The sequence below is a fragment of the Kangiella sp. HZ709 genome, from assembly GCF_009674675.1.
In the GTDB taxonomy this organism is placed as follows: domain Bacteria; phylum Pseudomonadota; class Gammaproteobacteria; order Enterobacterales; family Kangiellaceae; genus Kangiella.
The window spans coordinates 1582663-1595772 of record NZ_WKJC01000001.1; the positions used below are offsets into that span (position 1 = coordinate 1582663).

Below are 13110 nucleotides of genomic sequence, written 5' to 3' on the forward strand. Positions count from 1 at the left end.
ACCTAAAGGTGACTAATAATGCCCCATTATTTCAGAAAAGCACGGCTGACCCAATAGCCATTAATTGCTTTATTCCTTTTGTTTGTAAGAAAAGTTGGCTATTATTGGTCAGACCAGATTTGACCCTTGTACCGACTATTCACCAGCAGTACACTGATGGGTCTATCTTAGAAGTATTATAAACGATGAAATCAGTAGAGATTATCTACTGCGGCAGCCTTTTGGCTGTTTTCTGTTAGTGATTAACGGACAATGCGGAGAATAAGAATGTTATTTGAAGGCCAATCGATACAGTGTGTTTTGCATGACTCAGGTGTTGCTGAAATGCGCTTCGATAATCAAAGTGAATCGGTTAATAAGTTTGATCGCACTACCTTAGAAGAGTGGAAACAAGTTACCCAAATTTTAAAAGATCATGATGGCGTAAAAGCGGTCATGGCAACCAGCGCAAAGCCAGTCTTTATTGTTGGCGCTGATATCACAGAATTTAATGAGTTATTTTCTTCTGGACGCGAACAGCTAGTGGAATGGTTAGTAAAAGCCAATGATATTTTCACAGGTTTCGAAGACTTACCATACCCTACAGCGGCAGCGATCGATGGCATTGCTTTTGGTGGCGGTCTTGAGATGTGTCTGACTTGTGATTTGCGCGTAGGCTCGCCAAAAGCGCAAGTAGGTTTACCAGAATCAAAACTCGGTTTAGTTCCAGGTTTTGGTGGTAGTGTTAGATTAGCAAGAGTCATTGGTCCGGATAATGCTTTCGAATGGTTAGCCACAGGTAAAGGTCATAAAGCTGACTTAGCTTTAAAGATGGGCGCTTTAGATGCAGTGGTTCCTTCAGACAAATTATTTGCAGCTACTGAAGCAATGTTATTAGACGCAGCGGCTGGAAAATTAGATTGGCATTCGCGTCGAGCAGAAAAGAAATCACCTTTACAGTTAAATCGTATGGAAGCTGCGATGTCATTTATGACCTCAAAAGGTTTTATTGCCGGACAAGCAGGCCCTCATTATCCAGCACCAGTAAAGGGCGTTGAGATTATTGAAAAGTCAGCCTACTTACCGCTTGAAGAAGCGATTAAAGTTGAGCACGAAGCTTTCGCAGATATGGCCTTAACAGAACAAGCTTCTTCTTTAATTCAGTTGTTCTTAAATGATCAAGTATTAAAGAAGAAAGCGAAAATCGCTGCAAAAACAGCCGATAAGAAAATTGGCTCAGCAACTGTGTTAGGCGCTGGCATTATGGGCGGCGGTATTGCTTATCAGTCTGCTTCGCGTGGTGTTCCTGCCATTATGAAAGATATCAATCAAGCTGCTTTAGACTTAGGCATGAAAGAAGCGATAGGTTTATTTGGTAAAGGCGTTAAGTACAAAAAAATTACTAACGAGCAAATGGCGCAAGGCGTTGCTAGCATTAAACCAACTTTAAGTTATGATGAAATAAAACATACGGACATAGTGGTTGAAGCGGTTGTCGAAAATCCAAAAGTGAAAGCGGCGGTATTGTCCGAAGTAGAATCAATGATGCCTGAAGATGCGATCATTTGTTCTAACACTTCGACTATTTCAATTGATAGTTTAGCAGCGTCATTAAAGCGTCCAGAAAAATTCTGTGGCATGCACTTTTTTAATCCAGTACATAAGATGCCATTGGTTGAAGTTATTCGCGGCAAAGATACTTCGGAAGAAACCGTTGCTAGTGTCGTTGCTTACGCTTCGGCTATGGGTAAATCACCTGTTGTTGTAAACGATTGCCCAGGCTTTTTTGTTAACCGTGTTTTATTCCCATATTTTGGCGGCTTTACTAAGTTATTACGCGACGGTTGTGATTTCCAACAAGCTGACAAAATCATGCATAAGAAATTTGGCTGGCCAATGGGTCCCGCTTATTTGTTAGATGTGGTGGGCATGGATACAGGTAAGCATGCTGCGGCCGTTATGGCAGATGGTTTCCCAGATCGCATGAGTAAAGAAGAAAAAGATGCGATCGATGTAATGTTTGAAGAAGGACGTTATGGCCAAAAATCTGGCTCAGGTTTCTATGTTTATGGCAAAGATAAACGTGGCCGCCCGACTAAAGAAGCCGATCCTAAAACTTATGAGTTATTAAAGTCTGTGTGTGCGGATGCTAAAGAGTTTTCTGATGAAGAGATTATTGCTCGCACCATGTTGCCGATGATTATTGAAACCATTCGCTGTTTGGAGGAAGGCATTATTGCAACTCCAGCCGAAGGCGATATGGCGCTAATCTATGGATTAGGCTTCCCACCGTTTAGAGGTGGTGTATTCAAGTATGTGGACGATCAAGGTATGCAAGCAATTGTCGATTTGGCTAATAGCTATAGTCACCTTGGTAATGCTTATAAGCCAACAGAGCGTATGTTGGAAATGGCAAAGAATAACGAAACCTTTTACGGATAAGATCTAGGAGCATTTGAAATGAATGAAGTAGTAATAGTAGACGCAATTCGTTCTCCTATGGGACGTTCGAAAGGTGGTATGTTTAGAAATACTCGCGCGGAAGAGCTATCTGCACGTTTAATGCAGGGTTTATTGGATCGTAACGACGCCTTAGACCCGGCAGATGTGGAAGACGTTATCTGGGGTTGTGTTCAGCAGACACTAGAACAAGGTTTTAATATTGCAAGAAATGCTATGTTAAAAACGGATTTACCGCATACTGTAGCGGGTCAAACGGTTAACCGTTTATGCGGTTCATCGATGCAAGCATTGCATACCGCAGCCCACTCAATAATGGTTGGCGATGGCGACGTATTTATCATTGGTGGTGTCGAGCACATGGGTCACGTACCAATGAATCATGGTATTGATTTTGATCCAGAGCTTGCGAAGTACACAGCTAAAGCAGCGGGTATGATGGGTTTAACCGCAGAAATGCTGGCGCAAATTCATAAGGTTTCGCGTCAAGAGCAAGACGAGTTTGGTTACCGCTCGCATCAGCTAGCGCATCAAGCAACCTTAAATGGCGGCTTTAAAGCTGAAATTTTACCGATGGAAGCACATGACGAAAATGGTGCTTTAAAACTTTTCGATTTTGATGAAGTCATTCGTCCAGAATCGACAGTTGAAGATTTAGCAAAATTACGTCCAGTGTTTGATCCAAAAAATGGTTCTGTAACAGCGGCTACTTCTTCAGCGATTTCTGATGGCGCTTCAGCCATGTTAGTCATGTCACGTGCTAAAGCTGATGCGTTAGGATTAAAACCAATTGCTAAAATTCTTTCTATGGGTGTGGCAGGTTGTGATCCATCAATTATGGGTTTTGGTCCAGTGCCAGCGGTTAAGAAAGCACTAAAGCGTGCTAAGATGGAGTTAAGCGATATTGATTTATTCGAATTGAATGAAGCTTTTGCTGCTCAATCGATTGCGGTGTTAGATGGTTTAGGTATGCGCACCGGTTGGGAAGATAAAGTGAATCTTAACGGCGGTGCAATTGCTCTAGGTCACCCACTAGGTTGTTCCGGCTCAAGAATCTCGACGACGCTGTTACGATTAATGGAAGCTAAGGATAAAGAGATTGGTGTTGCCACTATGTGTATTGGTTTAGGCCAAGGCATTGCAACCATATTCCAGCGTTTGAATTAGATTATTGTTTAATAAAAAAGCCCGCTTAATGCGGGCTTTTTATTGGAATAGCAGCTCGTTATGTGTTGGTTTGAGCTGCTTCATCTTTGAGTATTTCTCTTTTCAGAAATGTATCAACTACAATAAACGCAAATGGAACTATTGATGCTAAAAATATAAGAAGCCAAGTTATTATTGACCACTTCTGTTTATGCGAAGCCTGAAGAGATAAGATTAGGTAAAGAATAAATAGAGCTCCATGACCTGCGCCAAGAGGAAATACATAGTCTCTACTGATAAGCCCAAAGGTGACGCACAGTATTATCAAATAAGATAAACCCTCAACGAAACTTATTATTCTAAAATATTTCAAACCTTATAACCTTTTCTGATTGTGATTATTTACACACACCATAAGAATACCCATATTCGATCGTATGCTCTTAAATTATGAAAAAAGTGATTTCAGCATTGCTAGATTATCGCCTGCTAGCTCTTCTTGTTCTTCTTCGGTGAGTGGTTTTCTTTTCAGATCCCAATCTAGATCGTCTTCGGGAATCTCATCGAGGAAACGGCTGGGCTCGCAGTTAATTAATTCGCCAAAGCGATTACGTTTCTTGCACAAAGTAAAAGTTAAGGTTTTTTGCGCGCGGGTAATGCCTACATAAGTAAGGCGACGCTCTTCTTCAATATCGTCCATCTCGATACTGCTTTTATGCGGCAGTAATTCTTCTTCCATACCAACGAGATAAACATGATTAAACTCTAGACCTTTTGAGGCGTGTAAAGTCATCAGTTGTACTTGGTTATTATCCGATTCTTCCTCTTCTTCGCGATCGAGCATATCCCTTAACATTAAATTAGTCACTGCGGCAGAAAAAGGATTCTCGTCATGTTCGTTTTCATCAACATACTTTTCAACCCAACCGAGTAATTCCTGAATATTGTTCCAACGGAATTCAGCAGCTTTGGGTGTGCTCGATGATTCATGCAAATAAGAGTGGTAGCCAATTTTAGAAATAAGCTCGTGGATAACGCCAATGGCATCACCACGCTGGGCATTGTCAGCAGCCATACCGACAGTTTTCACAAAGCGCTTAACGGCATCTAAACCAGCGCCTTGTAAATATTGCTCTAATCCAATTTCGGTAGCCGCTTGAAACATGCTTACTTGACGTTTCGAGGCGTAGGTACCAAGCTTTTCTAAAGTTGTAGGGCCGATGCTTCTTTTGGGAGTGTTAGCAATTCTTAAAAAAGCGTTATCGTCATCATGATTAACCATTAAGCGCAAATAAGCCATGATGTCTTTAATTTCAGTGCGGGCAAAAAACGAAGTGCTGCCTGAAATTTTATAAGGCACTTTATTGGCAATTAAAGTTTTTTCAAAAATGCGTGCTTGATGATTGCCTCGGTAAAGAATCGCAAAGTCAGAATATTGTAAGTCGCGATATTTGACTTTGCGGCTTAAGATTTCAGTGACCACTCTTTGAGCTTCTTCTTCCTCGTCGGCGCAGGTCACTACTTTTAAAATATCGCCGTATGGTTTTTCTGACCAAAGTTTCTTCTCAAAAACGTGTGGATTGTTATCAATCAAAACATTGGCAGCTTTTAGGATACGACCGTAAGAGCGATAGTTTTGCTCAAGTTTGACGACCTTTAAATTTGGAAAATCTTTTGCTAGCAACTCTAAGTTTTCGGGTCGTGCACCACGCCAGGAGTAGATAGACTGATCATCATCGCCAACCACCGTGAAGTTGCCAAAAGAACCGCACAATAATTTAACCAATTCGTATTGAGAAGTATTGGTATCTTGGTACTCATCGACTAACAAGTACTTAATTTTGTTTTGCCACTTTTCACGAATCTTAGAATTTTCTCGCAGTAATAATGTCGGGATCATGATCAGATCATCAAAGTCCACAGCATTGTATGCCTTCATACTACGAGCATACTTTTCATAAACCTTGGCAAAAATTAACTGTTCTTGATCTTTGGCAATGTTAATAGCTTGGTCAGCGCTAATGAGGTCATTTTTCCAACTGGATATTTGATCTTGTAATTTGCGTAATAATTCTTTGTCAGACTCAGCTTCTCGAAACCCGAGATCTTTAAGTAAGGCCAGACAGTCTTGATCATCAAAAATCGTAAAGTTAGGTTTAATGCCCAATGCTTTGTATTCACGGCGTATAAAATTTAAGCCAAAGTTATGAAAGGTGGAAACGGTTAGGCCTTGAGTAGCATTGGAGCCAGCCAACTTACTGACACGCTGTTTCATTTCGCGAGCGGCTTTATTGGTAAAAGTCATTGCAACAATATTGCGAGCGGCAATACCTTTTTCTTTAATAAGGTAAACCATTTTGCGGGTGATAACGCTGGTTTTGCCACTGCCAGCACCAGCAAGTACCAATAATGGTCCACTGATATTGATTAAAGCTTCGTGTTGGCGGGGGTTAAGTTTGTGCAATGTTTTATATTTACTTAACAAGATAGGCGGCAAGTTTAGCAAGCCTCAGCAGCTATTGAAAAAGATATTTGAAATAGTTTGAGAGCAATTCAAATCATGGATCAAGTATCAACTAGTTAGCCCGAAAAGAGTGACTCTTTGACTATAAAGTAATCAAAATGAATCTCTTGGAATCCTCATTGTAGCTTGATAGAGAATTGTATATTAGTGATTTCTAATATATACTCCAGTCATCGTGACTCATTAATTAAAATAATGAAAGAGCAACTTTTCAACTTTGCTATTAATAAACCAAAGTGGGTGTTTGGCTTATTACTAACTTTGTCCCTTATTTGCGGCGGCTTAATATTTAATATACAGATCGATACCGATCCAGAAAATATGCTGCCCAGTGATCAGCCAGAAAGAGTTTTCCATAATCAGGTTAAAGAGCAGTTTCAGTTGCATGACATGATTGTTGTGGGATTAGTCACCAATAATAAGTCATCGGTATACCAGCCAGAGACACTCAAATCGATAGCAACTTTAAGCCAAGAAATAGAGAAAATCGACGGTGTGATTGCGCTTGATCTTATGTCTTTGCAAAGCGTCGATAATATCACGCAAGATAATGGAGCTTTACGTTTTGAATGGTTGATGAGAAGCGCGCCTGACTCAATAGCTGAAAGCGAGCAAATAAAAGCTGCGGTTGATAGATTACCTTTATTTAGAAATACCTTGGTGTCGGCTGATGACCAAGCGGCAGCTATTTACGTACCGATTAAAGATAAAGATGAAAGTTATCGAATATCGAAAGAAATAGAATATTTAATTAGTCAGTTAGAATCAGAAGAGAATTTTCATATCACCGGTTTACCAGTAGCGGAAGATACTTTTGGTTTTGAAATGTTTGTACAAATGGGGATCTCAGCGCCTTTAGCAGCAGCGATGATATTTGTATTATTGTTCGTATTTTTTAGAAATTTAAAGTTTATTGCAGCGCCGATGATCATTGCGATGGCAACAGTTATCATCATTATGGGCTTAATGATTGGCATGGGTTTTACCGTGCATATTATGAGTTCTATGATCCCGATATTCTTAATGCCAATAGCGGTGGTAGACTCTGTGCATATCATGTCGGAATTTGCCGATAAGTTTAAAAATAACAGTAATAAGGAACTGGTGATAAAGCAGGTTGTGAATGCGCTCTATAAGCCTATGTTATATACCAGCCTCACCTCGGCTATCGGATTCGCATCATTGATGTTAACGCCAATACCTCCAGTACAGGTATTCGGCGCTTTTGTGGCCATAGGAATTTTATTGGCGTTTATATTAACCATCATATTTTTGCCGGCCTATCTCATGAGTTTGAAAGATGATGCATTAAAATCCTTAAGCAAAGTTCAAACGACAGCTTCAAAATTAGAAACTGTGCTGCCTAAAATTGGCAGTGCAAGTTTTAATTATGCAAAGTGGCTGGTCACCGGGTTTGTGTTGCTTGTTGCTTTATCGGCATGGGGCATTAGCAAAATTGAAATAAATGATAATCCAACTCGTTGGTTCAAATCAGATCATAAAATTAGAGTAGCGGATCAAGTTTTAAATCAGCATTTTGCGGGAACCTATGATGCTTATTTAGTCTTGCAAAAGGATCTCGAAGCAGAAAGAACTAGGGTTGATGAAATCATTAAGGCCAATGGAGTTGATATAAACCAAGAGTTACCACTTGGAACTATGATTAATGAAGCCTTGCAGAAATTAGAAGAAGAGTTATTTGAAAAAGGCGATGATCAAAAGATAGAAAGCGCGATTGAGTCCTTGGAACAACTTAAAACCAATGTAGCGTTATTTCAAAGTCCTGAAAACTTAAAAGCGGTAGAGTTGGTGCAACAAGCTTTAATTAACACAGGATTAGTAGGGAAAACCATGAGTTTAGCCGATGCGGTAAAAACGGTAACGCGTGAGTTGAAATCTGGAGATGATAAAGACTATAGATTGCCCAGTTCGCAATCAGGTGTGGCTGAAGCATTATTGCAATATCAGTCTTCGCACAGGCCGCATGACTTGTGGCATTTAAGCAGTAAAGATTATTCTAGCACGGTAATTTGGTTGCAAATGAGAAGCGGTGACAACCAAGATATGACGACTATTGTTGAAGCAATGCAAGAATACTTTGATAAGAATCCATTGCCTGGAAATATAAGCGCTAAATGGGCCGGCAAAACCTATCTGAACAAAGTCTGGCAGGATGAAATGGTGCAAGGCATGTTAACCAGTTTGTTAAGTGCCTTTGCCGTTGTTTTCATCATGATGGTGTTATTGTTTAGAAGTGTTTGGTTAGGATTGATCGCAATGCTACCACTGACTATTACCATCACCGCAATATACGGACTAATCGGCTGGATTGGAAAAGATTACGATATGCCTATAGCGGTACTGTCAGCCTTAACTTTAGGTCTATCGGTAGATTTTGCAATTCACTTTGTACAGCGAAGTCGTGATTTATATAAATCTACAGGCAGCGTTTCTAAGACTTTTAGCTTAATGTTTAAAGAACCGGCAACCGCAATTAGTCGCAATGCCATTGTGATCGCAATAGGCTTTACCCCTTTATTAGTGGCACCCTTAATGCCGTACGTGACTGTTGGATTTTTCTTAGCAACCATTATGGCGGTGTCGGCAGTAGTGACTTTGTTCTTATTACCAATTTGTCTTAAGACAAAGGGAGGAAAGCTTTTATGAAATTATTTATTAAATTAGTAACTATTTTCAGTTTAATGGGAATGGCAACTGCAAAAACTAAGGATGCTAACAACAAAGTGATGCAAATTGTTGAAGATGCTTATCAAGCTTGTTATTACGCGGGAGATGATGCCCAAAGAAAAGCAAGAATGCAGATTATTGATAGAAAGGGTGAAAAACAGCTCCGTCAATTTAATATTTTCAAAAAAGATGTAGTTAATGGTGGTAACCAGGATTTTCTAGTGGTCTTTGAAAAACCCAGTGATGTTAAAAATATGGTGTTCTTGGTAAATAAAAAAGTCGAAGCAGAAGATGAGCGCTGGCTGTATTTTCCGGGTTTAGATCTAGATAAGCGGGTCGCCGCTAGTGACAAGCGAACCAGTTTTGTCGGTTCGGATTATTATTATGAAGATATATCTGGTCGAAATATTAATTTAGATAAATTTGAGCTGATCAACGAAACGGATAAGGAATATCAAATAAAAGCAACCCCGAAAGATCCATCGCAAGTAGAGTTTTCATATTATCAAATGGTGATTGATAAAAGCACTATGTTACCCATGAGTATGGATTATTATAAAGGTGAAGCTTTATACCGAAAGGCAGAAATTTTAGAAGTTAAAAATGTGGACGGTTATCCAACGGTTTTTAAATCTAAAATTAGTAATTATGAATCCGGTAGCCATACTTTAGTTCAATTTAGGGCGCCTAACTATAATATAGGTCTTGCAGCAGATTTATTTACCGAGCGTTCATTGCGTAACCCTCCAGCAAGCTTATTTAAGAAGTGAGCATTTAAAATTCATGTGCAAAAAAGTACTAATATTAATTTCAGCACTGTGTTTAATGTTTTGCTTAAACGGAAAATTAAAATCAGCAGAAGACTTATGGGAGGATGATTGGGGAGAAGAATCATCCAGTTGGATTGGCTTTTTAGAGTATGGATTTGGTAATCGGTTTGAAAAAGATCTGCTATTTAATGATCAGGCTTCACTTAATGAGGCTAGATTTTATTTAGAGAATGAATGGCAAACGAAAAGCCTCACTTGGAAAGTAAAAACAGATATTAGCTATGACGGTGTGCTCAATAAGTGGAGATTTGTTGCTAGAGAATTAACGGCAAACTTTAGCGCTTTTGGCAATTCGGATTTTAAAATAGGGCGACAGGTTTCAACTTGGGGAACAGGTGATCTGCTATTTCTGAATGATCAGTTTCCAAAAGCTTGGAATACTTTTTTTAATGGCCGCGATGATGTTTATATTAAATCAGCAGCTAACGCTATTAGGATAACAAGTTACTTTGACTTGCTAAATGTTGATCTTGTTTGGACACCGGAATTTGCAGCGGATGATTATATCAACGGCGATAGATTTTCATTCTTTTCGCCGCAGCTTGGACAAAATATTGGTGGCTTAGATGTGATTGATGAGCAAGAGCCATCCGCAGACGAAATAGCCGTTAGATTATTTAAACAGCATAAAGGTATAGAATATGCAGTTTATGGTTACAAAGGATTTGATAAGCGACCTTTGGGATTAACAACAAATTTTGAACAAACTTTTCATAAGCGCAATGTCATAGGTGTTAGTGTAAGAAGTGCTTTAGGGGGAGGTATTTTTAATTTTGAAATTGCCTATGAAAATGCTTTGCAAGATCCAAAGGGCGATAATCCATTAGTTAATAATTCTTTAACCAAATATCTTGTGGGTTACGAGTCTGAATGGTTGCCAAAATTAAACATAGGTTTTCAGCTTTATCGAGAGTCGATTCAAGATTATGCTAAATTGATTGCCAACTCTACAACGCCAAACTTAGAAACGGAAAAGAACAGAGATTGGTTAACTAATAGAATTCGTTATACGGCATTACAAGATAAGCTAACCTTTAATCTCTTCAGTTTTTATTCGTTAACCGATAAAGATTACTTTTTAAGGTGGAATCTAAACTATCGTCAAAATGATCAATGGAATTATACTTTGGGTATTAATCAAATTGGAGGGCCTGAGACTAATACTTTCTTTGCTCAATTTGAAAAAGCGTCCAATGCTTATTTCAGAGTCCGTTATATTTTTTAAAATGGCTTAAGGCTTGATTAACTGTTTACCAGAATCCGTCCAAGCCTTGATACCACCGGCAACAGAGAAGACCCTATTAAAACCGATTTGCTGCAAACTGTTGGCAGCGCAAGCAGAGCGTCCACCAGAAGCGCAGTAGATATAAACTGGTTTATCAAATGCAGCTTCTTCGCTCAGATCTTTAAGCATCGGCAGATTGAACAAGTTAAACTCAAGCACACCTCTTGGAATGGCCAGAGCTCCGGGTACCACTCCTTGTGAGTGTTCTTGCGGCTCGCGCACATCAAAAACTAAAGCGCCTTCCGCTAGAGCAGCTTGTAAATCGTCAATAGTAACTTCGGTAATCTGACTTTTGACGGTCTGCATATAGTTAACGATACAAGGTTTCATTGGCAAGCCTCCGAACAGAACAATTCATGCATTAAATGGATAATACGGGCAGCATCAGATGATGCCAGTTTATAATAAATGGTTTGAGAATCTCTGCGCGTAGCGACTAGATCTTCTCTGCGCAACAAGGATAAATGTTGCGATAGTGCGGACTGACTCAAGTTTGGGATCATCTCATTGAGTTGACCGACGGACAGTTCATTTTCGTGCAGCATGCATAAAATTAATAAGCGCTGCTCATTGGATAATATTTTCAGCAAAGCGGCAGCTTGTGCTGAGTTTTCCATCATTTCTTTAGTGATACCAAAATTTTGAACGGCTTGGGTCACGATAAATTCCTTGTATTAGCTAAAATTTAAAAGTCTGGCCAATTTGCTTGGCTTTTGAGGTAATGCTTGAAAGTCATTAACCGTTTTATAGCGGGTGGTAGCAACTGTCTTGAACTCACCACAGCAGCTATCAAATTGATAATCTTTAGACCACTCTTCGGCATTTTCGACCACTGCTTTTACGGCATCAACAACTGCTTGTGCATCGGCATCAGTGCTAGTCGGATGCATAGAAATACGAACCCAACCAGGTTTATCGGTTAAGTCGCCTTGATCAATACGCTTGGTAATTTCAAGGCTAGTGATTTGATCAACATCCAATAGGATGTGTCCGTAAGTGCCGGCGCAAGAACAGCCGCCACGAGTTTGCACTCCGAAGCGATCATTTAACAAGCGAACGATTAAATTATGATGTAACCCTAAAACATAAAATGAAATGACACATAAACGATCAGTTTTATCTGCTTCAAGAATATTTAAACCGGGAACTGTGGAAAGCTCGGTCATTAAAAAATCGCACAGTTCTTTTTCTCGAGCAACAATGTTTTTAACGCCCATTTGTTCTTTTACTTTAATAGCTAAAGCCGCACGAATGGTTTGCAAAAATGCAGGGGTTCCGCCATCTTCTCGCGCTTCAATATCATCAAAGAATTTATGCTCACCCCAAGGGTTAGTCCAAGAGACAGTACCGCCACCAGGTTGATCCGGTACCTCGCAATCGTAAAGGTGTTTATCAAACACTAAAATACCGCTTGAACCAGGACCGCCTAAAAATTTATGTGGTGAGATAAAGATAGCATCTAGTTTTTGTGCTGGATTTTGAGGATGCATATCAATGTCGACATAAGGGGCAGAGGCGGCAAAGTCGATAAAACACAAGCCGCCATGTTGGTGCATGATTTCAGCCATTTTATGATAAGGCGTTTTGATGCCCGTAACGTTACTGCAAGCAGTAAAAGAGCCGATTTTGATAGGGCGATCTTTATATTGTTCTAATAGTTCTTGCATATGTTCAAGATCAGGACAGCCCTTTTCACAAGATTTAATTATCTCAACGGTAACCTCACATTCATGCCATGTGGTTTGGTTAGAGTGGTGCTCCATATGAGTAATCAACACTAATGGTTTCTCATGATCATTAATCGTCACTCGGTCACGCCACTTTTCTGGTATGCGTAAGCCTAGCATTCTTTGAAATTTATTGATGACTAAAGTCATACCAGAACCAGCCGCAATCAAAACATCATCTGAATTTGCATTGACGTGATCTTTAATGACTTTTTGCGCTTCATGATAAGCATGAGTCATGGTAGTGCCGGTCAAGGTTGTTTCTGTATGAGTATTGGCAACATAAGGACCAAGCTGGCCAGTAATATAGTCTTCGACCGGTTGGTATAAGCGACCGCTAGCTATCCAATCAGCATAAATAATCTTTTGGTTATTATTTTCTGGATATTGGTGATTATGGCCAATGATATTGTCGCGAAAAGGCGCGAAGTATTGCTCTAAACTCATGGGGGTTACAATAGTATATTAAGT

General features: G+C 39.7%; 10 protein-coding genes. 5 read left to right on the plus strand and 5 right to left on the minus strand.

The genetic code is table 11. The annotated features are described in order from the left end of the window. Positions 1-267 precede the first annotated feature (267 nt). Positions 268-2421: a fatty acid oxidation complex subunit alpha FadB gene (gene fadB / locus GJS41_RS07410; RefSeq protein WP_154246642.1), complete on the plus strand. Its 2154-nt coding sequence runs from the start codon at positions 268-270 to the stop codon at positions 2419-2421. A gap of 18 nt (positions 2422-2439) precedes the next feature. Next, positions 2440-3606 carry an acetyl-CoA C-acyltransferase FadA gene (fadA, locus tag GJS41_RS07415; RefSeq protein ID WP_154246643.1) on the plus strand — a complete coding sequence of 389 codons (1167 nt, stop codon included), beginning with the start codon at positions 2440-2442 and terminating at the stop codon, positions 3604-3606. Positions 3607-3664: 58 nt separating this feature from the next. Here the strand turns inward: fadA and GJS41_RS11655 are convergent, their stop codons facing one another. Continuing rightward, positions 3665-3958, minus strand: coding sequence for a DUF3817 domain-containing protein (locus GJS41_RS11655; protein WP_154246644.1), 294 nt, complete (start codon positions 3956-3958; stop codon positions 3665-3667). 75 nt (positions 3959-4033) lie between these two features. After that, positions 4034-6049 carry a DNA helicase Rep gene (gene rep, locus GJS41_RS07425; protein WP_195758355.1) on the minus strand — a complete coding sequence of 672 codons (2016 nt, stop codon included), beginning with the start codon at positions 6047-6049 and terminating at the stop codon, positions 4034-4036. 255 nt (positions 6050-6304) lie between these two features. Between rep and GJS41_RS07430 the strand changes: the two genes are divergently transcribed. Genes GJS41_RS07430 through GJS41_RS07440 form a run of 3 tightly spaced genes read left to right on the plus strand, consistent with a single transcriptional unit; the run spans position 6305 to position 10852 of the window. Then, a complete protein-coding gene (locus GJS41_RS07430) occupies positions 6305-8776 on the plus strand; it encodes an RND family transporter (RefSeq protein ID WP_154246646.1) in 2472 nt (823 codons plus the stop codon). Further along, a complete protein-coding gene (locus GJS41_RS07435) occupies positions 8773-9567 on the plus strand; it encodes an outer membrane lipoprotein-sorting protein (protein WP_154246647.1) in 795 nt (264 codons plus the stop codon). The genes GJS41_RS07430 and GJS41_RS07435 overlap by 4 nt, the downstream gene beginning before the upstream one ends. Before the next feature lie 55 nt (positions 9568-9622). Then, positions 9623-10852: a hypothetical protein gene (locus GJS41_RS07440; RefSeq protein WP_154246648.1), complete on the plus strand. Its 1230-nt coding sequence runs from the start codon at positions 9623-9625 to the stop codon at positions 10850-10852. A 6-nt stretch (positions 10853-10858) separates the two neighbouring features. On the opposite strand, the gene GJS41_RS07445 is transcribed toward GJS41_RS07440, so the two are convergent. Genes GJS41_RS07445 through GJS41_RS07455 form a run of 3 tightly spaced genes read right to left on the minus strand, consistent with a single transcriptional unit; the run spans position 10859 to position 13086 of the window. Beyond that, positions 10859-11242: a rhodanese-like domain-containing protein gene (locus GJS41_RS07445; protein WP_154246649.1), complete on the minus strand. Its 384-nt coding sequence runs from the start codon at positions 11240-11242 to the stop codon at positions 10859-10861. Further along, positions 11239-11532, minus strand: a complete 294-nt coding sequence (locus GJS41_RS07450) for a helix-turn-helix transcriptional regulator (RefSeq protein ID WP_154247021.1) — start codon at positions 11530-11532, stop codon at positions 11239-11241. The genes GJS41_RS07445 and GJS41_RS07450 overlap by 4 nt, the downstream gene beginning before the upstream one ends. 54 nt (positions 11533-11586) lie before the next feature. Further along, the gene (locus GJS41_RS07455; protein ID WP_154246650.1) at positions 11587-13086 is read right to left on the minus strand and encodes an aminotransferase class V-fold PLP-dependent enzyme; all 1500 of its coding nucleotides are present in this window, start codon (positions 13084-13086) and stop codon (positions 11587-11589) included. Positions 13087-13110 lie beyond the last annotated feature (24 nt).

Bases quoted from the DNA above. Each gene is read 5' to 3' on its own strand.
- fadA (WP_154246643.1), top strand. From the start codon at position 2,440: ATGAATGAAGTAGTAATAGTAGACGCAATTCGTTCTCCTATGGGACGT.
- GJS41_RS07440 (WP_154246648.1), top strand. From the start codon at position 9,623: ATGTTTTGCTTAAACGGAAAATTAAAATCAGCAGAAGACTTATGGGAG.
- GJS41_RS07435 (WP_154246647.1), top strand. From the start codon at position 8,773: ATGAAATTATTTATTAAATTAGTAACTATTTTCAGTTTAATGGGAATG.
- GJS41_RS07430 (WP_154246646.1), top strand. From the start codon at position 6,305: ATGAAAGAGCAACTTTTCAACTTTGCTATTAATAAACCAAAGTGGGTG.
- GJS41_RS07455 (WP_154246650.1), bottom strand. From the start codon at position 13,086: ATGAGTTTAGAGCAATACTTCGCGCCTTTTCGCGACAATATCATTGGC.
- fadB (WP_154246642.1), top strand. From the start codon at position 268: ATGTTATTTGAAGGCCAATCGATACAGTGTGTTTTGCATGACTCAGGT.
- GJS41_RS07450 (WP_154247021.1), bottom strand. From the start codon at position 11,532: ATGATGGAAAACTCAGCACAAGCTGCCGCTTTGCTGAAAATATTATCC.
- GJS41_RS07445 (WP_154246649.1), bottom strand. From the start codon at position 11,242: ATGAAACCTTGTATCGTTAACTATATGCAGACCGTCAAAAGTCAGATT.